Origin of the sequence: Paenibacillus cellulositrophicus (assembly GCF_009363095.1) — a bacterium.
In the GTDB taxonomy this organism is placed as follows: Bacteria; Bacillota; Bacilli; order Paenibacillales; family Paenibacillaceae; genus Paenibacillus_AQ; species Paenibacillus_AQ favisporus.
The window spans coordinates 6,098,369-6,122,283 of sequence record NZ_CP045295.1 but is presented as its reverse complement, the minus strand read 5'-3'; the positions used below and the strand labels follow the sequence as shown (position 1 = coordinate 6,122,283).

Sequence of the window (23,915 nt, the reverse complement as noted above, 5' to 3'; positions counted from 1 at the left end):
ATCGCAGTTCGCTTAGCAGTTACTATCATTCTATCACATTGGCGGGGACCGTCTATACCGAAAAGTCCCTTATTCTGTTCGGGATCAGGGGCGGAGATACCCCTGTTTGACCGCGTCGTCGATCAAGTGCTGAACCAGCGAATACAGGTCCGGGAGGTCCTCCTGCAAAAAAACGATCCGCGCCCGGACGCGGTCTGCCGCAACTCCGTGTTCCTGCCACGCTTTTCCCCCGGTAAAATAATTGTGAAGCAGCGGCTGAATCCGGTCCATGGCCGCCGCATAGCGCGATTCCAGGGTTTCCCGCTGCTCGAATTCGAGCCACAGGGCCAGCATTTCATCACGCTGATCGACGGGCAGAAGCCCGAAAATCCGCTTCGCCGCGACCATTTCCCGCTCGAATTTCCCTTCCTGGCCCTGCTCATCATAAGCGAAAGTGTCACCTGCATCGATTTCAACCAAATCGTGAACCAGGAGCATTTTCATGACCCGAAGCAGGTTTACCTTCCGCTGATCCAAATGCTCCTCGAGCAGCCAGGCCATGAGCGTAATATGCCAGGTGTGCTCCGCATCATTTTCGTGCCGGGATTTGTCCATCAGGTACGACTGGCGGTAGATCGTCTTCAGCTTGTCGATTTCCCTGATAAATTCGATCTGCCGGTTCAAACGTTCATTCATGGGTAACAACCTCCTATACGTTAGGACGAACATATCATATCCAACAGCCCGTGACAAAACGGACACGCTTCCGGCATTCCATGCAATTCTTCTCTCCTTTTAACAAAGAAAGACCCGGCCATGGCCGGGACGCTTTCCTTCATTGCGAGAGTATGTTCTGAGAAGTCTGTTCTTTGAGAAGTCTGTTCTTTGAGCAGCCGGACATTACGTGAACATCCGGTAGACTCTTGCCTCATAAGGGCGCAGCCGCTCGGGTTCCATTCCGTCCTCGGGATAGTTGCCGATGATCAGCTCCCGTTTCATGCCGCTGTACCTGTCGTCAAGTTCAAGGATCGCAGCCGATTCCGAAAAATTCAAAGCGATAAGCCATATCACCTCGCCCAAAGTACGGGTATACGCATAAATCTGCTCGTTATCCTGCAGCAGGAGCTGGTAATCCCCGTATACCATCACGGGATTCTGCTTGCGCAAAGCGATCAGCCGCTGATAATAGCGGAAGACCGAATCCGGATCGCTCATCGACGCTTCCGCGTTGATTTCCTTGTAATTGGGATTGATCCGGATCCAAGGCGTACCTATCGTAAACCCGGCATTGGGCCCGGCATTCCACTGCATCGGCGTTCTCGCATTGTCCCTTCCCTTGGCATGGATCGATTCCATGATCGTTCCCGGATCCGCATTTCCCTGCGTGACCCGTTCCTCGTACATGTTCAAAATTTCAATATCCCGGTAGTCCTCAATGCTGTTAAATTGGATGTTCGTCATGCCGAGCTCCTCGCCCTGATAGATGTAAGGCGTGCCTTTAAGGGTGTGCAGCAGCGTAGCGAGCATTTTAGCCGAAGGAACCCGGTATTCACCGTCATTGCCGAATCTCGACACCATCCGCGGCTGGTCATGATTGTTGAGATACAGACTGTTCCATCCGTCCTCCGCCAGCCCGGTCTGCCATTTATGAAGCACGCCGCGCAGCTTCTGCAGCGTCCATGGGACCACGGTCCATTTGTCGCCGTCACCCGCATCGACGTCCATATGCTCAAATTGAAACACCATTTGCAGCTCTTTCCTGTCCGCTCCGGTATACTTCAGAGCTTCTTCCACAGATACGCCCGGTGTCTCCCCAACCGTCATCACATCGTATTTCGACAGCACCTGCTCGTTCATCTCCCGCAAATAGTCATGCACATGCGGGCCGTTCATAAAATAAGGGCTGCCATCTCCAAGTCCGTCCTCCCCGTCGTCTGGAAGCCCCGGCACTTTGGAAATCAGGTTGATGACGTCCATGCGGAAGCCATCCACGCCTTTATCCAGCCAAAAGGTCATCATCTCGTACACCGATTGCCTGAGCTTCGGGTTGTCCCAGTTCAAGTCGGGCTGTTTCTTTGAAAACAGGTGCAAATAGTATTCTCCGGTCGTGTCATCATACTTCCAGGCCGACCCGCTGAAAAAGGACCTCCAGTTGTTCGGCGGCATATTCCCGCCTTTACCTGGGCGCCAGATATAATAGTCGCGGTAAGGGTTATCCCGGGATGAGCGGGACTCCGCAAACCAGGCATGCTCATCCGATGTATGGTTTACGACCAGATCCATAAGCAGCTTCATTCCGCGTTCGTGCAAGCCGTCCAGCAGCTGCGTCCAATCCTGCATCGTGCCGAACTCGTCCATGATCTCGAAGTAATCGCTGATATCGTAACCGTTATCGTCATTCGGCGACTTGTAGACCGGAGAGAGCCAGATGACGTCTATCCCCAGCTCCTGCAAATAATCCAGCTTCGACACGATCCCTTGAATATCGCCGACCCCGTCGCCGTCACTGTCTTTAAAGCTGCGGGGATAGATCTGATACACGACGGCTTCTTTCCACCACGTGCGTTCCATATTCGTCATTCCTCCCATTTTGCATATACACCGCCAATGCCATACTCGCGGCAGCAGAATTCCATCCTTTTATGCTTACCCCAACCAGGGCGGCCTATAACGAAACAGCGTGTAAACCGTTATCCGCTAATTTCCCAAATTGCATATGGAACAATTTAACAAAAGGGGTTATAGTACGATAGGGGTCTACCTTATTAAAAGAAGTTTCTATATGGACTATAGCGAAAGGCGGTACACAATGGATTCATTCATCAAAAAATTAGGCTTATGGATCACTGCCGTTCTGTTGATCGTGGTTGCCGGCGCCACACCTGCCTTGGCTGCATCCGCTACCGGCTGGAATGTCAAACTGGTGAGCGTTCAGTTAGTTAAGAACGAGCATGTTGGCAATGAGTGGTATTACACGGCTTCTGTGAACGGTAAGGAAGTGGAGGAGGGCAGTTCCGTCACCCTCAAAAACGTGAGTTCGATCAATCTGTACGCCTACGCCGAAGAACAGGACAAGATTCCGGACGAGGGGAAAGCACAGAAATCGATTAAAGTCAGCACGCTGACAAAGAAAACCCAGCTGGTGGAGATGAAAGTGACGGTCACAGAAAACCGGGGCCGATATTCGGGAAACCAGGCCGTATGGAAATTCACCTTTCAAATCTCGAAAAAATAAAACGGCTTGCAATTTTTCGGAGTCCTTGAATTCGCGCGAAAAAGGCTGCGGATCGTTCCCCCATGCTATAATAGAGTCACTATAATCCGAAGCATACGGGGTGGCATCAGCGCTATGACGACCAAAGAAACGAGAAACATCGGCATTTTTGCCCATATCGACGCGGGTAAAACGACCACGACCGAGCATATGCTCTTTGAGAGCGGCACGATCCGCACATTGGGCAGCGTGGATCAAGGAACGGCGCTGACCGATTCGCTCGAAGTCGAGCGGGAGCGGGGCATCTCCGTGCGTGCCGCCGCGACCACGCTTCATTGGAAAGGCATACATATCAACGTCATCGACACGCCGGGCCATGTCGATTTTCTATCCGAGGTGGAGCGGTCGATGCGCGTTATGGATGGGGCCATCCTCATCGTATCCGCGGCCGAGGGCGTTCAATCCCAGACGGAAACGGTGTGGCATGCGCTCCGATCCTTAAACATCCCGACGTTAATATACGTGAACAAAATGGACCGGACCGGCGTGTCCGCCGCTTCCGTCCTGGATGAAATCAAACGGCTCCTCTCTCCTCACGCCGTCCCGCTTCAAATTCCGATAGGTGAAGCAGAGGACTTTGCCGGTATGCATTCCATTCTGGACCCCGCCAAGGATGGGGAGCTTGAACGTCCGGAGTACGTACAGTTGGTGGAGGCCTGCGCAGATGTGGATGAAGAGCTGCTTTTGCGGGTTATCGAAGGGGAGCCGATTGCGCCGGAAGAGCTGCGGAGCATGCTCGCCGGGCTGACCCGTCAGGGCCGGTTATTCCCCGTCCTCTTCGGCTCATCACAGAGGGGCATCGGCATCCGGGAGCTGCTGGATCATGCAACAGCGTATTTGCCCGGGCCAACCGGCGATAATGAGGGCGAGCTGTCGGGCGTCGTGTTCAAAATCGAACGGGACAAAACGATGGGACGCGCCGCCTACGTCCGGCTCTATAACGGCACTCTGAAGAACAGAGACGCCGTCCGTAATCTGACGCAGGACGTTCAGGAAAAGGTAACCCAAATCCGGAAAATGGACGGGCGCAAATTCGCAGATTTGGGGGAGCTGCATGCCGGAGATATCGCCGCGGTATACGGCCTGTCCCAATCCAAGATCGGCGATATTCTGGGCAGCAGCGAGCTCATCCCCCCTTCCCCTTCCATCGCCGTACCGCTGTTAACCGTTCAGGTGCAGGCCGAGGAAGAAGCGCGCTATCAGGACTTGGTAGAGGCGCTTCAGGAGCTCACCGACGAGGATCCGCTGCTCGATCTGCAGTGGCTTCCGAGCGAGCGGGAGCTCCATCTTAAAGTGATGGGCTCCATCCAGCTCGAAATTTTGTCCAGCCAGCTGGAGAGCCGTTTTGGCCTGAAGGTCCGGTTCGGCCAGCCTTCCGTAATTTATAAGGAAACGCCGAGCCAATCCGGTGAAGGCTTTATCGCCTATACGATGCCCAAGCCGTGCTGGGCCGTGCTCCGCTTCACGATCGAACCGCTCCCCCGCGGGAGCGGCCTCGTATACAGCTCCCAGGTACGGAGCGAAGATCTGCTGACGAGCTACCAGAACGAGGTGGAGCGGCGCGTGCCGGAGGCCCTGCAGCAGGGACTTCTGGGTTGGGAGGTCACCGACCTCAGGGTAACCCTCGTTGAAGGAGAGCATCACGTATGGCATACGCATCCGCTCGATTTTGTCGTCGCCACGCCGATGGGCATCATGAACGGCTTGGCCGCGACGGGCACGACCCTGCTGGAGCCGTTGCTTCGGTTCCGCATCACCACCCCCGAGGATTACGGGGGCAAAATCCTCAGCGACCTGGTGCAGATGCGCGCGGAGTTTGAGCCGCCTTCCATCCTGCACGGACGCTTTATGGTCGAAGGCATCATTCCGGCGGCGACTTCGCTCGAATTTCCGGTGAAGCTGCGGTCCATGACCGGCGGCCGCGGCGTGATGGCTTCCTCTTTTGCCGGATATCAGGAAGCCCCGCCGGAAACCAATGCCGCCCGCCAGAGACGGGGCGTCAATCCGCTGGATCAATCGAAATACATTTTAAGCGTACGAAGCGCACTGTCGAGCCAATAGGCTGCTCGCTGCAGCCTGGCCCGGCGTTTTTCATAAGGAGGATTTATGTTTATTAAAATCGCCCTGTTTTTCATACTGGCCCGGCTGCTCGGAAACCCTTTCCTGGCCATCCTTGTCCTGCTGATCATCGTCTATTTGCTGGACAGAAAATTTGTGGGCATTTTTCCGAGCGTGACCAAGCCATTTAAACGGATGAACCGGATATCCAAGCTGAGAGCCCACGTGACGATGAGCCCCAGCGATGTCTCCTCCAAGCACGAGCTCGCCCGCCTGCTGATCGAACGGAAAAAGTATCCTGAGGCGCTCCGCCTGCTGGAATCCATCGAAACCCAGTCCGAGGATTCCGCCGAATATTGGGATGACCTCGGTACCGTCAAGCTCAAGCTGGGGCGCATTCAGGAGGGTGAGCAGCACATCCTGCGCGCGCTTGAGCTGAACCCCCGCGTCAAATACGGCCGCCCTTATTTGAGACTGGCGGATATTTATAAGAGCACCGACCAGGCTAAGGCCGTGAGCTACGTGCAGGAATTCCAGCAGATCCAGTCCTCCTCCTGTGAAGGCTACTACCTGCTCGGGATGATGTACAAATCCCTAGGCCGGACCCAGGAAGCCAAAGCGGCGTTCCAGGAATCGATCGATCTGTACCGCGCGCTGCCCTTGTACAAAAAGCGCCAGGAACGAAAGTGGGCCGTCCTCAGCATGCTTCGCAAGTGAGTGCGGGTCCAGACCAGCAAAAAAACAGACCCGATTGCCGGGTCTGTTTTTTTGTGCCGGGCTGCTTAGGCCAAAGGCCGGTACCCCAACGAGTTAAGCTGTTCCGCAATCACCCGGTACCCCCTGCCGTTTGGATGCAGATGGTCAAGCGACAGCAGTTCCCTTTCCCTTCCCTGAAAGGAACCGTAAATGTTGGCGACCCCCAGGTTTCCGCCGGCGTATCCGTTTAAAAAACGGTTATACTGCTGTACCCAGTAACCCGCCTCTTCAACCTGCGGATACGGGTTGTACAAGCCTACGGCGCGAATAATGTAAGGGCGCTGGCCCCCGCCTTTTAATTGGTTGATCGTGCGGAGAATTCCCGACACATTCGTTTTGCACTGGCTCAGCGCTTGGTTGAAATGCTGGGAAGCCTTCGAGCCGAACGGTGCGTTTTTGGCCGCCCGAATCAGATCGTTGCCGCCAATAGAAATCGTAATGATCTCCGCCTGCTTGATCGCCTGCCGCATCGCCCCATTTCTGGAGATGTGATCATATAAGCCTGACGTCGTCAACCCGTTTACGCCAAAATTTTCATAAGATACAAAAGCTCTTACATGCTGTTCCGCCATCCCCCGATACACTGGAACAAAACCGTTTCCCGGCAAGGCTCCAAAACCGACGGTCAATGAATCCCCTATCGCGGTGTATGAATACACCAAAGCCTTCGCCCCCCTTCTGACTCATAAGCTGCTTAATGCAGTATATGTAACCGGGCCTGGGAGCGAAACGGGACCATGCGCGGGATTTTTGATTTTCAGGGAGAAGGGACCCCGAATATTTCACTCGCTGTTCTGAAGGGCTTGAGTAAATGCCCTCAAAGCCAGGTACGATGGATCCCTTTTTCGCAGCCATGCGTCCAACAGTTCCTGCTGATCCTGAAGGTACCATCCAAGATACTTGTGTATAGCTTTGTCATAATCAGCATTGGAGGCTGACTCTTCTTCCATACTTTCCACCATGCGCCCCCAATCGTTTGACTCGTTTGAAGCTAGGTCAGGGTACGAACCGGCTAGCTGCCTAGCTGTTTTAAAGGAACATTCCCGGTACAGGATCAGGGAAAGGTATTGTCCGACCCTTCGATGCGAGGGATCATCCTCCATCGATTGAACCAATAATGCCTCCGCGTCCTTCAGCTTCCCCTGTCTCATCATGGCCATCGCATGGGTCGACAGATCAACATCCCATGAATCTCCCGCCGCCACTTTTTCATAAAGTTTGAAATAGACATTGTAAGCCTGCCAATCCTTTTTCTTATAGTAATAGTCTGTCAGTCTCGACAAATATCCGGAGGTCGGATGAAGCTGAACCATTTCCTTCAAATAAGTCTCTTGCTGTTTTTCGGCGTTTTCTCGGTCGAAGGAATCCGATCCGTTGGATCGGTGTTCGGATATTTGTGCATCGATCATCACGATCAGCATATGAAGGCTGTGCGTATCGGCCGGATCGTCCTTGTATGCCTGCTCATATTGTTTCATAGCCTGATCCAGATTCCCTGCCAGGAGTGTGCGGTCCGCCAGTGTCAATTCTCTCTCCTTCAGATAAAAGAATGGCAGGTTTCCGATTTTGTCGTTTCCGACGCGATACCCGTCACTTCGGGTGAGCAGATGGCCATCTTTGTCATATGCATTCACGGTCCAGAAGAAGCGGTTCTCCGGATTGGAGAACCCGAGCAGGGACAGCGGATCCGTGACCATCTTCCCGTCCTGATCTGAATAGGATGAAATACCGCTTAGGAGATGATAGAGTTCCTCGGTCTTTATCGTTGTTCGGGTTGTGTCAACCTTCGTCATAACCGGCTGGCTGAACGAACCTGAATGAATCTGCACTCCGAGGTATACATCGTAATAAGCGGCCCTCGGTACAGGCTCCCATGCAAAGGTGATCCGATCTTCGCGGACCGTCGTCTGGTTAACAGGAAAATCCAATTCCAGCAGCGGCTGTAAAACGGCATTCCGGGTTACATCCTGAAGTCCAACACGAACCCATTCATCGGATTCCGCAGGCCAAGTCCACCCGCTGATCTGGTCCAATTCAAGCCCCAAATACAGCTGGTAGCTTCCTGGAAGCACCCCTTTGATCGTATATTCCCCCTTCCCGTTGGTCATCGTTTGGTAAGGTTCATCCGACTGAAGGCTTCCTTGCACGCTGTCCTTCGTCCGTAAATAAACGCCAGCATAGGCGATCGGTGAACCGTCGCTTCTCTTCAGCGTACCGGACACTTCAGGCAGCCGGTCCGATCTTGAGTCAGCAAGCTTTTGCAATCCCTGTTTCAGCAGAGTGGGCTGCTCCAAGATCAACGTTGGTTGTTTCCCGCTTCCATCGACCGGGGATCCTTCCCATTTTTTTAGTGCTTTCAAATATTGCTGAATGCTTTCGTTTCCGCCCAGATATCTGGTCTGAAGCCAGCTGAACTTCTCCACGATGCGAGTGTCTGGATTTTGTTTAAGCTCGCGGGATAAATCGGCGCTGATCTGACGAAAAAGATCCATGTCTCCATGGTTTCCCGCGACCTCGGCCATTCTTATTTTCAACTTCTGAGCAGCATACATCTGTGAAGCAGGCAGCCGTTCTTCGGTACGTTCCAGCAGCTCGATCGTTTTTTTCCATTGCCCCGCTCCTTCGTAATAGTACGAAAGAAGCAACGCCGCTCCGGCCAAATGAAAATCAGCGGGTCCCGATTCTACATAAGCCTCCAAATAGGGGAATTTTTCCTTCAACGTGATGGGAGGCAGCTGCCCCTGTCCCTCATCCGTTACCGAGCTCCATTCCGATGTTCCCGGCCCGACATATATGTCGTAGCTGTTTGTTAGCTCGGCTCCCTCCCTGCCGATCAGGTAATTGCGAATATATGTCCACTTCTGTTCATCCTCCGATTCCCGAATCCGCTTGAAAACCTCCTGCTTGCTCAAGCTGCTCCCCACCGCCTGATCAGTGTTTTGAGACGGGGGGCTTTGACGGGAAAGGGCTACCAGAGATCCAGCTATGAGCAGGAGAAAGACAGCAGTGGACAAAATCAAATGCTTAACTTTGATGGTCACCTTCATGCCTATTCACCTTCCGCTCATATTCGTCTTTCCAATAATAGCTTCCGCCTTCTTCAATCAATTCACGAAGATGCTGCTGTGGCCCGCCAGGATGAGTTTTCGGCTGCTCGACCAAATGGTATACGAACAACGCAGCCAGAAAGAACAATGAGGCTGTCCCCAGCGGCACAAGCGGCAGTTCCAGTTCTTTGTTCAAAAAAGCCCGCACCCGGTCTCTCCAGTTCCGTGGATGGGTTGCTCTCAGTACTTCCGCAGCTTGGGTAAACCGAATTTCGGATAGCTCCTGCTCCAAAGTCCGTTTAATCAAAAGCTGTTCTGTTTTTCGCATCAAGCTCCTCCTGTTCCAGCATCTGCTGCAATTGTTGGCGTCCGCGGGCCAATCGAGCCTTGACGGTGTTCTCGCTAAGCTGTAGGTAACCGGCAATGTCGGACACGCTCATCTCATTAAAATAGTAAAGCGTAATGCTTTCGCGGTAGATGTATTTCAGCCTATGAATGGCTTGGCTCAGACCCTCATTCCTCCACTTCGTCAGGAGCTTCTCTTCCGGGCCGGGGGTAGGAAGTCCTCCCATCATTTCCTCCATCCGCGGCGAGGGCAAGAACCGTCTCCACGACCAGGCACGCTGCTTCATTCTGCATCTGTTTACGACAATGCGGATCAGCCAGTTCCTAAGCTTGCTCTCATCCTGAAGCTGTTCGATATGCCGAAAGGCTTGAATAAAACTGTCCTGGACCGCTTCCTCGGCATCATACCTGTCACGGAGCAGAAGAAACGCCGTTCGCAACAGCTCGTCACCGAATTGACGCATAATCCATTGAAGTGCCGCCTCATCTTTTTGCTTCAGTCTCCCGATTACGTCCAGTACGGCTACCTCCCCTCTACTATAAAGATGCACCCAAACCCGTTCAGGTTGCAAAAAAAAGGAAAAACGCCAAAAAACCGGTCCCTTTCCGGAACCGGCTCTCGTTATTTTCATCTGATTTGCCGTTTTATTCCTCATCCTCTTCGGCTTCGTAAACGCAGCGGAAACGCTCCACTCCCGGGAACAGTTCGCCCAGGCTGTGCACCTCAAATCCGATGCTGCGGTAAAAGTCGACCGCCTCCTCATCCGTCTCCGCTACGACCCTGGCGGGCTTTTCCTGCGTCAGCACTTCCAGGATCATGCCCCTTCCGTATCCGAGCCCGCGGTTTTCCGGAATGACCGAAATATGGCGGATCAGCAAGGTATCATCCATCTTTTCATAACCGATCAACCCGACTAGAAGTTCCCCGTCTTCAAAACCGTACAGCTGCCAGGCGTCGTTGGCCTCGTACTGCTGGATCGCCTGCTCAATCGACCGGTCATCGGGAAAAACCGCATAGGAGATGAGCTCCATCGTCTCCGGCTTGCGTATGTAATTTTTGATATTTAACAGCATAGGTTCTGCCTCCTGTAAATTCACATTCACTGCTCTGCCCTATCATGGCAAAAAGAATTCTGTTTCGTTACTGTACCTTGTCTGCGCGTAAATTTCAACCGGACCGAATCTGCAGGGTGGCCCTGGAGCAAGCAGAACTCCTCCTGACGTCTCCATGACATCGCGATTCCAACCCTAGCGTATTTGAGCGAAAAAAAGCCCCGTCAGCCGCTGGCTGTCATGGGGCAAAGGTTAGATAGATCTCGTATCTTGATCAAACAGTTAAGCGGAGTAGGAGGGCTGCAGCTGCACGCACATCGGTTTTATCGGATCTTCTGTGCGGCAAACGTAATCAGGGAACAGCGAAAATCGATGCTGCGCCCATCCTTCACTTCCTCGATGCTCTGCGGTACCACTCGTTCGATCAGGATGTTCCAATCCCGGTAATGCTGCTGAAGCAGGGCCATAGCGTCCTGCTGCGCCAAATTGGTCTCGATTAATCCCTTCCGAACTTCTCCGGTTACCCGGTCAACTTCCTCTACGTCCGTGCTCATGGTGATACAGTGGATTCCGCCGGTCCGCGTCCCGCGCTTCATCCGGTCCAGCACCCGTTCCAGGGCGTCACGCGATGACGTATGCTCCAGTGCCGAGCACGCAATGATGTAATCGTAGGCATTCGCCTGTATCGCGTAATGCTCCACATCGGCGGCCTCAGATTCAACCAGCTCCTGTACACCGAATTCCACTGCGTTTTCCTTAAGCTTGGCAGCGGCATCCTCCAATAGATCCACCCCGACCACCCGGCTCCGGGTTCCGCGCAACCGCTCGGCGACCGGAATCGTGTTGCGGCCGACGCCGCAGCCGAGATCCAGCACCTGTGCATCCTCGCGATGCTGGAGCAGCCGCTCCAGCATTTCCATGACGACCGGTCCCGGCTGAGCCATCCAGGTACCCTGTTCAAACAGATCGTTATCTTCGTAAAAGCGCTGATGGTACTCCGCTTCCGAAGCCCTTGCTGCTTCAAAATGTTCTTTGTTCATCGGCCAGCCTCCTTAGTTAACAAGCTTCTACTTAAGATTTACCCAAGGAAGGAGCCCCCGACCAGGCTGGTTGCCGAATTTCTTCTAGAAAATGATGGCGACACGCATTAAAAAAAGTACTTCACCGCAATCACGATCAGACCGAGAACCATCAACAGCTGCCCGGCGATCCGTTTATCCGGATCGCCGAGAACGACGGCCACCCCGCCTATAATGAGACCGGCCGGAGGAAACACCACCGTCGCCAGAATCAGCAAAATGATCGACACCGCGCTTGGTCTAAACGGATCTTCATCCGGTTCTTCATAAATCGGTGCAGCGGGCTTTTTATAAATCGTCGTCCCGCAAAACTTGCACTTTCTCGCCCCCGGCTCGAGCTGTTCACCGCATGCAGGGCAGATGTTCTCATCGCGTCCGAGCGATATGCCCGCCCTTTTGTCGGCATCCGGAGTTCCGGCCACTTCGGCATTCTGCAGGGAACTGCCGCAGCGTACGCAGGTCCACGCCTGCTCCGGATTGGATTCCCCGCACTTCGGACAAATTTTGACGGCCAATTCTCATCCCCTCCAGTTATGGGTTTCTGACTTATGGATAGATATCCCCATCATACCATAGCGGCCAAGACGACCGGGACTCGAGGGATTGGCCGCCAAAGAGAAGCCCGGGGAAGGGATACGCCCTTCGTTACGCTTCGAATCGCTTCAAAACGATGACGGCGTTATGACCGCCAAAACCGAAGGAATTGGACATGCCGATCTTGACTTCAGCGGTGCGCGCGATATTCGGAACATAATCCAGGTCGCAATCCGGGTCCGCTTCCCGCAGATTGATCGTCGGTGGTATCACGCCTTCCAGCAGCATCTGTACCAAAGCGATGGCCTGAGCGCCGCCGGAAGCCCCAAACATATGCCCGAGCATCGATTTGTTCGCCGTCACCGGCACACGGTAAGCCGCCTCGCCGAACAAGCGCTTGATGGCCTGCGTCTCGGACTTGTCCCCGACTTCCGTACTCGTAGCATGAGCACTGACCACATCGATGTCCTCCGGACGGACGGCGGCTTCCTGAAGGGCAAGCCTCATCGCGTTGTAGGCTCCGATGCCTTCCGGATGGGAAGCAACAATATGATAGGCATCCGAAGTCGCCCCATATCCGGCTACCTCCGCATATATGCGGGCGTTCCGGCTGCGGGCGTGGGACAGCGACTCCAGCACCAGGATGCCCGCGCCTTCGCCCATGACGAACCCGTCGCGGCCAGCATCGAACGGGCGGCTTGCCAGCTTCGGATCCCCGTCCCATGCCGACAGGGCCGTAGCATTGCCGAAGCTCGCCATCGAAATTTCGGAAATGGCCGCTTCCGCGCCGCCGGCAATCATGACGTCCGCACCGCCCGAGCGGATCAGCCGGAACGCCTCTCCGATGCTTGTATTGCCGATCGAGCATGCCGTAACCGGCGACATTGTAGGTCCGGTGAAGCCGAACCGGATGCTGATCGTCGCCGCGGCCATATTCGAGATGATCATCGGGACGAGCAGCGGGCTGACCCGTTCCGGTCCCCGGGAACGAAGAACGTCCCCCTGCTCCATCAATGTCCCAATGCCTCCGATACCGGAGCCGACGTACACACCCGTCCGCTCCTTATCCAGGCGGTCCATGTCCAGTTCCGCATCCTTGAGCGCGTCTTCGGCCGCCGCCAGCGCAAACTGGGTGAAGCGGTCCATCCGTCGGGCTTCTTTGCGGCCGAATCTTGCCTCTGCATCAAAATCCCGCACGATGCCGGCGACGGAAGCCTTCATGTGCGATGTATCAAACGCATCGATCCGGGATATTCCCGACTCGCCTCGAATCATGGCATTCCAAAAGCCGGGCACCGTGCTGCCCAACGGTGAAACAAGCCCCATTCCTGTAACGACAACCTTTTCCATCTGGTATTCCTCCCAAACTCAAATTATGATATCATTTTTCCATAGCATTTATCCTATTACAAGTTATAGTTTATCCTAGTATAAGCAACACCATCATAATGAACACCATCATAATGAACACCATCATAATGAACACCATCATAAGAAACACCCGGATGGCAGCGGAACCTACGATGGAGCTTATCATTGGATGTGCAAATAGATCTGCAAATGGGTCTTAACTTTGAAAGAGGTGCAAGAACAGATGAATCAGCAGGCACGGCTTAATGCGCTTTCCGCTTTTCTGAAAAACCAGCGGGCCAAGCTGCAGCCGGAAACAGTCGGACTTCCGCAGGGCACCCGCCGGCGGACGCCCGGACTCCGGCGGGAAGAAGTGGCACAGCTCGCCGGGGTCAGCAGCACCTGGTATACTTGGCTTGAACAGGGACGGGACATCAAAGTGTCCGCTTCGGTGCTCGACTGCGTCGCGTCCGCGCTCCGGCTGACAGCGGACGAGCGGAAATATTTGTTTTCGCTCGCCCTGGAGAGCGGCTCCGCTGCCGCCCCGATTCAGCAGGAGCACCCGCAGATCAGCCCGGCGCTGCAAAAAATCGTGGACGAGCTCCACTACTGTCCAACGATCATCTCCGACCGGCGTTTTCAGATTGTCGGCTGGAATGAAGCGGCCGCCCACGTGTTTCTCGACTTTACCCAGATTCCGCCCGAGGAGCGGAACCTGATTCGCCTTCTGTTTACCCGCAAAGAGATGCGGAGGCTGGCGGTTAACTGGGAGCATTTTATTATGGGGTTTTTGTCGATTTTTCGCGCGTATTACGGGCAGTACGTCGATGACGAATGGTATGAGCAGTTTCTGCGGGAAATGGAGAATACCGATCCCGAATTCCTGACGCTGTGGAAACAGAGCCAGGTCAGCTCGGCGCCGGAGGTACTGATTGAGTTCAGGCATGCCAAAGCCGGAAAGATGCTGTTCGATTTAACGTCGCTGCAGGTACAGGGCGGAAGCGATTTGCGCTGCAGCATCTATACGCCATGCGCCGGATCTCCGACCGAAACCAAGCTGAAGCGTTTGATGCAGCGTACGGCAGACGCTTAATCGGCAAGCAGGAATTTGCCAGGCGGAATAACTGGAAATGTGCGAAGACGTACGAATCATATCCGAAGACGAATGACGAAATAGATGGGGATGAATACAGGATGGCTTTTGGAATTAACCGCATTGAACTGAACCGGTGGAAGGAGGCGGTCAGCCGGGGAGAAATCGCGTATTTGACGCACTACTGGCTGGACCCGCGTTTTCCCGGGATGACGACGGTGACCAAGGTCGGCTGCTCGGATTTGGACCGGCTCGCCGGCTGGTGCGTCAGCCACGGACTTTCACCGAAATATATACACAACCGCTCTCCTTTTCCCCATTTTGACCTGATCGGGCCAAAACAGCGCGAAATTTTGCGCAAAGAAAAGCAGTGGGATCAGGTTGAACGGTTTCATCTGTGACCGCCCGAGGAATAACGGTCACCAATACAAAAAGAAAAACAGCCGCTCCCGCCCTTCCGGCGGGCAGCGGCTGTTTTTCATGCTTCAGCACGACTGCCAAGATGGTTCCGTTTCTAACACTTATGGCGTGATGATTTCCTGCACCCGGCCGACCTGCCCGTCCGTCAGCCTGACCTTAATGCCGTGTGGATGCTGGGCGGAATTGGTCAGGATATCCTTCACGATGCCGCGTGTCCTTTTGCCTGTACGCTGGTCCTGCTTCAGTACGATATCGACCTCGAGTCCGGGCCTGATGTTTGCGCGAAGCTGTCCGTTCATATAGCCCCACTCTCCTTGAATTTCCGCTCTGCCGACAATCCGAGCTTGCGCAGAAGCTGAATCGCCTGCATCTTCTCTTCGCTGTCCAGATCTTCCACCGCGCGGACCAGAACCTGCTGATGCTGAGGAAAAATACTTTGGAAGAATGCTCTCCCCTCATCCGTCAGATCAGCAAATATGACCCGTCGGTCATCCGGTGACGCCTTGCGGACAAGCAGATTCTTTTTCTGCAGCTTATCCGCCACGTACGTAATGTTCCCGCTGGATATCAATACCTTCTCCCCGATTTTTTGCAGTGGTTGGGGCCCTTTGTGATACAGCAGATCCAGGACTCCAAATTCCGTTGAATTCAAACCGTGGCTTTGAATATCACGAATGGAGTGGGCAACTACTGAATTATAGGCGCGGGCAAGGACAATAAATAAATCCAGGGACAATTCATCGTTGCTAGTTTTACCAGCCATGTAAAAACCTCCAAACGCGCTATCTTAATGCTAAGATAATCGAAAGACGCGATGATGTCAAACCTTTGTTCCTCTTTTTATGCCGATCCGTTCCCGCCAAATGCTGGAGATCAACCATCCGATCCACACGCCCGCTGTATTCAGGATCACGTCATCCACGTCAAAGCTGCCGACCCGCAGCAGCATCTGCGCCCATTCCGCGACCAGGATGGACGAAACGAAGACGGCCGTAAGCACAAGCCACGACTGCAGCTTCTGGATCAGCAGCGGTAGCAGGAGGCCGAAAGGGACGAACACCGCCATATTGCCGAACAAATTGATGATCCATATTTTCGGGGACATGGTCCAGCCATACTGAATGTACAGCCGGATCGTCCGCAAAGGAATCACATTATAATGAAAGGATGAACCCGGGCTCCGTCCGAACCCCAGGAACATCCAATAGAGGAGAAGAAGCGTATAAGCGACGATCAACACGGTCAGCAGATTTCGCCATGCAGCGGACAATACCGGTTGTTTCATGGAATGCGCCTGATCTACCGGTTTAACGGACGCTCCATGATTTTAACCGTTCCGTCGCTGCCGGCGATGACCGCCCGGTCCGCCATTCCAATGAACAACCCGTTGTCCACCACGCCCGGAATGTATAACAGCTGCTGATGCAGCTTCGCAGGGTCGGCAATCTCCCCGAAGCGGCAATCGGCGATATAGTTTCCGTTGTCGGTGACGTACAGCTGGTCGTTATCGGTGCGCAGCTGCGGGCTGCATCCGAGCTTCTCCAGCGATCCCAGCGTCCATTCATGCGCAAACGGGATGATCTCCACCGGGAGGGGAAATGCGCCCAGCGTATTCACTACTTTGTGCTCATCGGCAATAATGATCAGCTGCTTGCTGTGGTAGGCAACGATTTTTTCCCGCAGAAGAGCTCCTCCCCCGCCTTTAATCAGGCTCAGTTCCGGATTGACTTCGTCTGCACCGTCAATAGTCAGGTCCAGCCCGTCCAATTGGTGAAAAGGCAATAGCGGAATCCCTTCCTCGGCCGCCAGCTTCTCCGAAGCCTTGGAGGTCGCCACTGCCTGTATCGTCATCCCTTCCCTGACGCGTTCACCGATTCTCTTGATCGCCCAGTAAGCGGTGGAGCCTGTCCCCAGACCGACACGCATGCCGTCCTCAACGTATTCAACAGCTTTTTCCGCAGCCATTTTCTTCAGATTCATATTCCACATCATCTCCTTGGTATAGTGGATGGGCCGATTCGGTTATGGACCTGCCCTTCAAGACTGGTATAATCATCATGGTACCGTAACAACTGCACATGGAGGGTTATCAATGAGAACTGAAAACCAGATTAAATCCAAAATGAACGAACTGCTGATGCAAAAAAAGTCGCTGCTCTCCCGCATCGAATCGGCTGAACCGGACACGCCGGTCCACGCCTCGCTGTCTGCCCAGCTGCTCCGCGTCGAAGACATGCTGACCATGCTGGAATGGGTCTTAAACGAACCTACAGGCAGCTATCATATGTAATTATTCGCCCGCCCGGTCGAAAACATAAACGATAGAATCCGCCGCCGGCTCGTAGCCGATGTTCATGTATATATGGTTGGACACCGGATTGCTGAGATCCGTGTACAGGCAGGTGAACTCGTAATCACTGCTTAGGAGCCGCCGGGTCAATTCGGCTACGGATGAGCTTGCATAACCCCTGCCGCGCAGCTCGGGAGGCGTGTAAACCAGCGTGACCACAATACCGCGCTTGGTCGGACGCGATTTTTGGACCATAGAGACCGGTCCCCCGTCATCCCAAATATAGAGGGAAGACAAGATGACTCCCCTTCGGGCAATCCGCTCCGAGTCTTCCTGCGGGATCGGCTCCAGCGCTTCGCGGCTGAAGTCCAGCACCCACCTTGTAAGGAGCGGCAGATCATCTGGCCCAGCTTCCCTCAAGTGCCCCCCGCTTTCGGAAATAGGGTTTACTTTCGTGCAGCGGTATATCCGCTGATTCATTCCGACATGGTAGGAAATGCCGGTCTTGTCGCGCCACCCCTCCGCAAACATTTCAGCGGTTGACGTTAACCCGATAATGCTAGGGATTTGGGATACCTCACCCTGACGGATGATATAGTCCACCGCCTCGCAGCAGCAAGTCCGAAGCTGTTCCGGGCCGCCGACTTCATCGCTTGCATACAGAATCAGATGCGACAGCGTCTGGATGAGTATGAGCAGGGGCTGCTCTCCGTTCTGAACCGTCGCCAGAAACAGCCGACTGCTTCCCTCCCCATGCCTCGGAATGCCGCCTTCTTCTTTCATCGTGTCTACCAACCGGTACAGAATGCCAAGCGGAAGATTGTTCAGCAGTTCATTCTCAAGCAGCACCGGCTCCGTATGCTCCAAAAATGCTTCCGGATCCTGAAATTGAACGACGTGCATTCGCCTTCCCTCCATCGCCTCTTGTTTATCCTTTGCCCTGATTTAACCTGCCGATCAGCTCCGCCACTTGAAGCGGCGAGGTGAACCGATAATCGGGAACGGGAAGAAGATTGCTGCTCTGAATCGTTTCAAACCACATTGCACCGCCGATCCGGGTGCCTGCCGCCCGCCCGGCTGCCATATCGGCGTTGCTGTCCCCGATAAACAGCGTATCTTCCGGCATTACTCCGAGCACGGCCATCGCCCTATCGAGGCCCTCCCGATCCGGCTTGGGACGGGTAAGTTCATCCCCGGCAAAGCCTACGGTGAAATAAGACCCCATAGCGAGCTTTGCCGAAGAAATGTCGAGCGATCTGCGGCTTTTGCCTGTGATGATGCCCATCGGAATGGACATGTCCTGCAGCCGGTTCAGCATGCCGCGGATTTCTTCCGAAAGCGAGAGCATCCGGTCGTGATATGCGTCGTAGATCCGATAGTAGTCGTCAATAGCTTCCGGCAGTGACTCGTGAGATTTCAAAACCTGGCTGATAATGCCTTCCTCTGTCGGTCCAAACCAGGCCATGATCTCTTCGTTGCTGTACTCCTTCGCGGTATACTTGCGGAATACTTCCTGAAACGCGTAAAAAGACAATGGCAGCGTATCCGCCAGCGTGCCGTCGAAATCAAACAACACCGCCCGAATCGGCCGCTTTGTCAAGTCATCCACTGATCAGCCCCCCTGACGCGTTTAACTTGTGGTCCAAACGGGCGACAGCCTCCTTCTCCTCTTCGCCGATGACCGCTTCCATGACAGGAGACGCCGCCTTGAGCCGGCCCTTCGCGAGCACGTCCGCCAGCTTAGTCTCCATGATGCCGGTTGCTTCGGACAGCTTCAGCTCCCTTTCCCCGGTTACCCTGCTTAAGTACGCATACATCGTTCCTTGAGGATCCTCATACGAAATTCGATAAATCGGGGTGAAGCGGCTGTTCTCCTCTTCATCTAAGCGGCTTGTCACCTGCACCGTATAGGTGTAGTGAATCGGTCTGGGGCCAGGCTGCTTCTTCTGTTCCGCGATGATTTTGGAATTTTTCCAAGCGAGCACGCCCGCCCCGATCATGATGAGAATACCTATTCCGAATGCAAAATACACGAACACAGCCCGTTCACCTCTATTTCCTCTGTCTTACAGCTTCTTGAGCATATGAATGTCTTCCGGCTCCTGCTGATACAGCTCCTCATCCACTTCCTCGGTGAGGTTTCCGCCGTTGGCACGGTAGAAGCCGACCGCCGATTCCGTTTCCGTCGAGGATATGTATAAATAGCTCGCTCCGCGCTCCTTGGCCACGCGGCTCAGCTCGTTCATGATCCGGGTAGCCAGCCCTTGTCTCCGGTATGGCCGGCTGACATACATCAGATCCACCTGCAGCTGGTCTTGGTTGCGGCCTCTAAACCGGTGTCCGAGCACGCCAAAGCCGGCGAGCACATCGCCGTCGAACGCCCCGTATGCCGTGCCTCCCTGCTCCAGCTCATGCCGGAATCGGTTGACCATTTCATCTGTGTGTTCCTCATCCCAGGTCGGACATTCATGTCCCATCGGAACGGTTTCAAGCTGCCCGCCGTTCATTTTGTAAATCCGGTCGATCTGTTCGGACCGGTCGATTTGGCGGATCTTGTCCGCCTCGTTCACATGCATTTGTCTGATAATCATAAGAAATGACCTCCATATTTTTAATGAAATCGAAGCTTTCTTTGATTACCCTAAACAGAAAATGCAGTCATTGCATGAATAATTGCAAATCAACCCCCTTCTCACTGATTCCATTATACAAAAAAAACAGCCTGCGGCTACGCGCCGAGGCTAAAATAAGAAGAGATGTCTACATGTTTACATTACCCTGTACCGTAATGCTTAATCTCGCGGCCCGTCAAAAAGCTAAAGATGTGCGGCGCTTTCCGGTCGTTCATACATCGGCGGGCTTTGCTTCCTTGAAAAGCGGATTTGCGGGATGGCAATGCCGATGAAAATAAGCACGATCCCGAGCCACTGCAGACTGCTCACATGCTCGTGAACCAGCAGGACGGAAGCGACGACCGCCGCAGGCAATTCGGCAGCTCCCAGGATCGCCCCCGTGCCGGATCCCACCTTCGGCATACCGATCGCGAAAAAGAGCACCGGGATCAAGATGCCTAGAATGCCAAGAATCAGACCGTATTTCCATAATCCGGCGACCAGAGCCCCATCCCACAAAAAAGCGGGAGAAAAGACGGACAATACGATGACGCCCGAGCCCGTGGTCATGAAGAAGCTTTTATTAAAGGCAGGAACCGCCGTTCCGACGCGTCCGCTGACAAACATATATAGCGCAAACGTAAAAGCGGACAGCAGACCGTATACGACGCCTCTTGTGTCCAGCGGTCCGGTACTTTCGCCGATGACGCCTCCAGCGAGCAGGGTCCCCAGGATCAAAATCACGATCGAAATGATCTTGCTGCGGCTTGGAATGCGACGATCCGCCGCGGCTTCCATTAATACGCCGATCCATGTGAACTGGAACAGCAGCACAACGGCAATCGATGCGGGCAGCCGCTCAACGGCTTTGCCGTAAAAGACCGACGTGCCGCTCATGGTAATTCCGACCGCCAGCAATGCAAGCCACTGCTTCGGCGCAATCTTTTTCCGGGAAAAAATAAGCATCAGCACCAGCAGCAATGACCAACCGAAAATATATTGGCCGCCAAGCATTTGGCTGACTGTAAAACCTTCCTTCATGCCGACCTTCATAATGGAGGAAAGCACGCCGTAGCTGCATGCACCGATCAGTATTAGTAGCGAGTATTTGAGCTTGTTCAAATGGATAACCTCCTGATGCCAGTACCCGCGCAACAACCAAAAGCCCCCTGTCGGTTAGGACAGGGGGCGAACGAAACCGATGACACTACGAAGTCTTCGTTAAAATTTCGCCACTCGCGAACGAATCGGAGTTTAAAAGCGGATGCTGCACGAACTTGATGTAGAAATGTTGAACTGAACCTTTCGAAAAGAAATTCTAAATCATTATGCTGTGAGCGTCAATGAGTTACGGTAGCAGGATAAAGCAGATGGCCCGATCAAGTTATGGAAAATATGCCGGACGCTCCTTCCCAGTTCCCCATGCTTTGCTTCCAGATGCGCTGGTTGCGGCTTCTCAACCATACATGGTCATGGTCGAAATAAACAGAGGACCAGGCATAAATCCAAGTTGAAAGCACAAGGACTCATGGGGGTGTCCATGCATGGCACGAATCCGCAGCAGCGGCAGCCCCTGTTTTTTTAACATCGTCAGCGCTTTTTGCACCATCTGGGTCGCCAGCCTACGGCCTCTGTAAGCCTTCATGACGGTGAGCTCCTGAATCGTGGGACAGCCCGCCAGCATCCCAATGATACAGACACCGATCAATGCGCGGGTCGACGTATCATACAACAGGCTTGAAGCCGTTGTTGTTTCCTCTGTCATATGCGCAGCAACGAGCCTGAGCTTGGACAGCACGTCAGCAAAAGAAGCGTCCTCCAGCTTACTGCCCTCTTCATGCCGTGCATGCTTGAACAAAAACAATCCGATTTCCCGTTCAAGCACGAGCCTCCGTTCTCCGCCCTCATGTTGGATTTCTATGGATTGAAAAGCTGATCCGCCGTTTCCGTGGGAATCATATTCGGCCGTTGGCCGCTGCATCCAGCGATGCCTATGGGGTGCCGGGAAAAAGCCTGCCCGCATATAGGCATCTTCCTGATCCGCAAAGACTTCATAGGCGCGGATCGTACGCGTTCCCCCTCCTGCTTCCGTCTCCCGGATCGCCTTGACGACAGCAAGGATTAATCGGTGATCCACCTGATGGGGAGGAATCGTGAACAAATCCCGGATCGCACTGCCCGAAAGAGCAGCACCGCCGATCACCTTGCCGTTTTTTTTCAGCCAATAAGGCATGAAGCCCGCAGGCAGAAATGAATCGGTATGAAGCGGCAGCTTGATCCCTGCAGCCATCTGTTTATCATATATGCGCAGGTACCACTCCCATTCTGCCGGCTCGGCTTCACGAATGCTTACGGATTCAGGCTTTCCCCCATGTGGGCTTGCTTCCAGCCGGTCCTCTCTGTTCATGCCAGACCTCCTTGGGCTCAGACAGATAGATTTTCTATTAGTCTACGGTCCGGCCATCCGATTTCATGCCAGATCAGCCCGGAGAAATTCCCCGGAGCTTAAACGTTACCCCATGCTGTATTTTTAGACCTTCTCATTCATGATGCTGCTCATCACGTTTCTCCTTCCTACCCAATATAGGTTGATTAAAAAAAGACCGCCCGAAGTAATTTTCACCTCGTTACGGTCCTCTTGTTAGGAGAGCTGTTCTATTTGTGTCCGTTTGCTATGTAATGGTGGATCTGATTCATATGATGGCGGTCATGCCAGTAAAAATCGGCCAGATACTCGTCTACGGACAGCTTGCCGCTTCCGGTACTGTATTCGGTGGCATACTCTTCTTCAGGTATCCGCTTCAGCTCTCCGATGATCTGCTCCCGCCAGTGCACCGTCTGATCGATCAGCTCCTGGCGTCCTTGGCTGCGCGCATACGCGGCCGCTTCCCGGTTGAATTCGTCAAGCTCCACCTTTGGCATATCCATCGGTTTTTTGGCCGCCATCGGCCGGATCGCGTGCTCCAGGAAATGCTTGTCCCACAGCATCATGTGCCCGATGATTTCCTGCGGCGACCACTTGCCTTCGGCAATCGCTCCCGTCCACTGATCTTCCGGAATATCCGCCAGTGCCTTCACCTCATCGATCAGTTCGCACATCGGCGCAAGTTTCTCCGGTATGTCGTTCATCCTCATCTCTCCCAATCCAAGTCAATCTGTCATGGCGCTGGCCATGCCACACTATGATACCCTGGAAGGGCATTTGAGACAAGAACAAACATTCGCCTAATTCCATTATTTAAGCACTCTGTACCAATAGGAATAAACATGGCGATAACCAAGCTTGTCGTATAACCGGCATGCCGCCTCATTGGCCTGAACGACCTGAAGAAACGACGAATGCGCGCCCTGCTCCCGGCCCCATGCCAGCATGCGCTGGATCAGCTGGAATCCAAACCCCCGCTCCCGGAAATCAGGATGTGTCACGATATCGTACAGGCCCAGCCATCCCTCTTGAATGACGCCGAGTCCGGCGGCTACCGTCTCACTCCCTTGCTGTAACAGGAAAAATCCCTGCTTGAGCGGAGTGGAGGCCAGCGTGTGCGCCAGGACCGATTGTCCGTTGCCCGGTATTCCGTTCATGAGGGACATTTGCTCGAGCCAGCCGGTATCCAGCCGGTCCCGGAACACGACATGAAGCCCGGGGTCAGCCGCCGGTGCCGTTTCTCGCTGAAGATCCAGAATCCGCACGCTGGATAGGTCCACCTGAACATATCCCCGCCCGGCGAGACGTTCATCCAGATCGGACGGTATAACATAAGGAGTCATCTTGAAAATGACCGGCTGACCGGCATCCCTGTAAAACCGTTCGGCGGCGGCGATGCTGCCTTCCACATCGCAGCCCGGGTTCAGGTAAATCGGACTGACCGAATTCGCCCGCTTCGTGTATCCGTCTGCATAGCGGACCAGCCAACCGTTCATCTGAGCGGAATACTTGGCCGGCCACGTGTTGATCGTGATTTCCTCCAAAAATTTATACATGTATATCGCTCCTTCAGCATCATTGGAATAAATATACATGTATA

Annotated in this window: 28 protein-coding genes; 6 read left to right on the top strand and 22 right to left on the bottom strand. The window is 53.9% G+C overall.

Annotated features, from left to right (window positions below):
* Positions 1-84 precede the first annotated feature (84 nt).
* The gene (locus GCU45_RS27860) at positions 85-675 is read right to left on the bottom strand and encodes an HD domain-containing protein (RefSeq protein WP_089546510.1); all 591 of its coding nucleotides are present in this window, start codon (positions 673-675) and stop codon (positions 85-87) included.
* 204 nt (positions 676-879) lie between these two features.
* A complete protein-coding gene (locus GCU45_RS27855; RefSeq protein ID WP_152402166.1) occupies positions 880-2,550 on the bottom strand; it encodes a glycoside hydrolase family 13 protein in 1,671 nt (556 codons plus the stop codon).
* A 238-nt stretch (positions 2,551-2,788) separates the two neighbouring features.
* Between GCU45_RS27855 and GCU45_RS27850 the strand changes: the two genes are divergently transcribed.
* From GCU45_RS27850 to GCU45_RS27840, 3 genes are all read left to right on the top strand, one after another.
* On the top strand, positions 2,789-3,214 hold the full coding sequence (locus GCU45_RS27850; RefSeq protein WP_152402163.1) for a hypothetical protein: 426 nt from the start codon (positions 2,789-2,791) through the stop codon (positions 3,212-3,214).
* A 114-nt stretch (positions 3,215-3,328) separates the two neighbouring features.
* Complete coding sequence (locus tag GCU45_RS27845; RefSeq protein ID WP_152402162.1) at positions 3,329-5,314, top strand: GTP-binding protein; 1,986 nt, start codon at positions 3,329-3,331, stop codon at positions 5,312-5,314.
* Positions 5,315-5,359: 45 nt separating this feature from the next.
* Positions 5,360-6,028 (top strand): tetratricopeptide repeat protein, encoded by a 669-nt coding sequence (locus tag GCU45_RS27840; protein WP_152402159.1) that lies wholly within the window; start codon positions 5,360-5,362, stop codon positions 6,026-6,028.
* A gap of 65 nt (positions 6,029-6,093) precedes the next feature.
* Here the strand turns inward: GCU45_RS27840 and GCU45_RS27835 are convergent, their stop codons facing one another.
* The 8 genes from GCU45_RS27835 to fabF form a co-directional block, all read right to left on the bottom strand.
* A complete protein-coding gene (locus GCU45_RS27835) occupies positions 6,094-6,726 on the bottom strand; it encodes a GDSL-type esterase/lipase family protein (RefSeq protein WP_341874529.1) in 633 nt (210 codons plus the stop codon).
* A 123-nt stretch (positions 6,727-6,849) separates the two neighbouring features.
* Complete coding sequence (locus tag GCU45_RS27830; RefSeq protein WP_167527251.1) at positions 6,850-8,979, bottom strand: carboxypeptidase-like regulatory domain-containing protein; 2,130 nt, start codon at positions 8,977-8,979, stop codon at positions 6,850-6,852.
* 112 nt (positions 8,980-9,091) lie between these two features.
* Complete coding sequence (locus GCU45_RS27825) at positions 9,092-9,442, bottom strand: hypothetical protein (protein ID WP_152402153.1); 351 nt, start codon at positions 9,440-9,442, stop codon at positions 9,092-9,094.
* Entirely contained in the window at positions 9,414-9,923 is a 510-nt protein-coding gene (locus tag GCU45_RS27820; RefSeq protein WP_152402151.1) for a sigma-70 family RNA polymerase sigma factor, read from the bottom strand. The genes GCU45_RS27825 and GCU45_RS27820 overlap by 29 nt, the downstream gene beginning before the upstream one ends.
* A 181-nt stretch (positions 9,924-10,104) precedes the next feature.
* Positions 10,105-10,533 carry a GNAT family N-acetyltransferase gene (locus GCU45_RS27815; RefSeq protein WP_152402149.1) on the bottom strand — a complete coding sequence of 143 codons (429 nt, stop codon included), beginning with the start codon at positions 10,531-10,533 and terminating at the stop codon, positions 10,105-10,107.
* A gap of 302 nt (positions 10,534-10,835) precedes the next feature.
* Entirely contained in the window at positions 10,836-11,552 is a 717-nt protein-coding gene (locus tag GCU45_RS27810; protein WP_152402147.1) for a class I SAM-dependent methyltransferase, read from the bottom strand.
* 107 nt (positions 11,553-11,659) lie between these two features.
* On the bottom strand, positions 11,660-12,106 hold the full coding sequence (locus GCU45_RS27805) for a zinc ribbon domain-containing protein (protein ID WP_152402145.1): 447 nt from the start codon (positions 12,104-12,106) through the stop codon (positions 11,660-11,662).
* 130 nt (positions 12,107-12,236) lie between these two features.
* Positions 12,237-13,475, bottom strand: a complete 1,239-nt coding sequence (gene fabF / locus GCU45_RS27800) for a beta-ketoacyl-ACP synthase II (RefSeq protein ID WP_152402143.1) — start codon at positions 13,473-13,475, stop codon at positions 12,237-12,239.
* Positions 13,476-13,719: 244 nt separating this feature from the next.
* On the opposite strand from fabF, the gene GCU45_RS27795 reads away from it, so the two are divergent.
* Positions 13,720-14,568 carry a helix-turn-helix transcriptional regulator gene (locus GCU45_RS27795; RefSeq protein ID WP_076168387.1) on the top strand — a complete coding sequence of 283 codons (849 nt, stop codon included), beginning with the start codon at positions 13,720-13,722 and terminating at the stop codon, positions 14,566-14,568.
* A gap of 101 nt (positions 14,569-14,669) precedes the next feature.
* The gene (locus GCU45_RS27790) at positions 14,670-14,969 is read left to right on the top strand and encodes a hypothetical protein (protein ID WP_105443693.1); all 300 of its coding nucleotides are present in this window, start codon (positions 14,670-14,672) and stop codon (positions 14,967-14,969) included.
* A gap of 120 nt (positions 14,970-15,089) precedes the next feature.
* Here GCU45_RS27790 and GCU45_RS27785 read toward each other — a convergent pair whose 3' ends face one another.
* From GCU45_RS27785 to rpiA, 4 genes are read right to left on the bottom strand one after another with little or no spacing between them, the layout of a single operon-like run.
* A complete protein-coding gene (locus GCU45_RS27785) occupies positions 15,090-15,287 on the bottom strand; it encodes a YwbE family protein (RefSeq protein WP_076168389.1) in 198 nt (65 codons plus the stop codon).
* Positions 15,284-15,751, bottom strand: a complete 468-nt coding sequence (locus tag GCU45_RS27780) for a MarR family winged helix-turn-helix transcriptional regulator (RefSeq protein ID WP_076168391.1) — start codon at positions 15,749-15,751, stop codon at positions 15,284-15,286. The genes GCU45_RS27785 and GCU45_RS27780 overlap by 4 nt, the downstream gene beginning before the upstream one ends.
* 57 nt (positions 15,752-15,808) lie before the next feature.
* Entirely contained in the window at positions 15,809-16,273 is a 465-nt protein-coding gene (locus GCU45_RS27775; RefSeq protein WP_152402142.1) for a VanZ family protein, read from the bottom strand.
* 14 nt (positions 16,274-16,287) lie between these two features.
* Positions 16,288-16,968 (bottom strand): ribose-5-phosphate isomerase RpiA, encoded by a 681-nt coding sequence (gene rpiA / locus GCU45_RS27770; RefSeq protein WP_208837080.1) that lies wholly within the window; start codon positions 16,966-16,968, stop codon positions 16,288-16,290.
* A gap of 112 nt (positions 16,969-17,080) precedes the next feature.
* Here rpiA and GCU45_RS27765 point away from each other — a divergent pair, with 112 nt between their 5' ends.
* On the top strand, positions 17,081-17,278 hold the full coding sequence (locus GCU45_RS27765) for a hypothetical protein (protein ID WP_105443696.1): 198 nt from the start codon (positions 17,081-17,083) through the stop codon (positions 17,276-17,278).
* Here GCU45_RS27765 and GCU45_RS27760 read toward each other — a convergent pair whose 3' ends face one another.
* The 8 genes from GCU45_RS27760 to GCU45_RS27725 form a co-directional block, all read right to left on the bottom strand.
* Complete coding sequence (locus GCU45_RS27760; protein WP_167527250.1) at positions 17,279-18,181, bottom strand: GNAT family N-acetyltransferase; 903 nt, start codon at positions 18,179-18,181, stop codon at positions 17,279-17,281.
* A 25-nt stretch (positions 18,182-18,206) separates the two neighbouring features.
* On the bottom strand, positions 18,207-18,887 hold the full coding sequence (locus tag GCU45_RS27755; RefSeq protein ID WP_152402136.1) for an HAD family hydrolase: 681 nt from the start codon (positions 18,885-18,887) through the stop codon (positions 18,207-18,209).
* Positions 18,880-19,317, bottom strand: coding sequence for a hypothetical protein (locus tag GCU45_RS27750; RefSeq protein WP_152402135.1), 438 nt, complete (start codon positions 19,315-19,317; stop codon positions 18,880-18,882). The genes GCU45_RS27755 and GCU45_RS27750 overlap by 8 nt, the downstream gene beginning before the upstream one ends.
* Positions 19,318-19,344: 27 nt before the next feature.
* Positions 19,345-19,869, bottom strand: a complete 525-nt coding sequence (locus GCU45_RS27745) for a GNAT family N-acetyltransferase (protein WP_152402133.1) — start codon at positions 19,867-19,869, stop codon at positions 19,345-19,347.
* A gap of 225 nt (positions 19,870-20,094) precedes the next feature.
* Positions 20,095-21,012 carry an EamA family transporter gene (locus GCU45_RS27740; protein WP_152402131.1) on the bottom strand — a complete coding sequence of 306 codons (918 nt, stop codon included), beginning with the start codon at positions 21,010-21,012 and terminating at the stop codon, positions 20,095-20,097.
* A gap of 334 nt (positions 21,013-21,346) precedes the next feature.
* Entirely contained in the window at positions 21,347-22,297 is a 951-nt protein-coding gene (locus GCU45_RS27735) for a GNAT family N-acetyltransferase (protein ID WP_152402129.1), read from the bottom strand.
* Between the two features lie 248 nt (positions 22,298-22,545).
* A complete protein-coding gene (locus tag GCU45_RS27730; protein WP_167527249.1) occupies positions 22,546-23,019 on the bottom strand; it encodes a DinB family protein in 474 nt (157 codons plus the stop codon).
* A gap of 105 nt (positions 23,020-23,124) precedes the next feature.
* Positions 23,125-23,871 (bottom strand): GNAT family N-acetyltransferase, encoded by a 747-nt coding sequence (locus GCU45_RS27725; RefSeq protein ID WP_167527248.1) that lies wholly within the window; start codon positions 23,869-23,871, stop codon positions 23,125-23,127.
* Between the last annotated feature and the right edge of the window lie 44 nt (positions 23,872-23,915).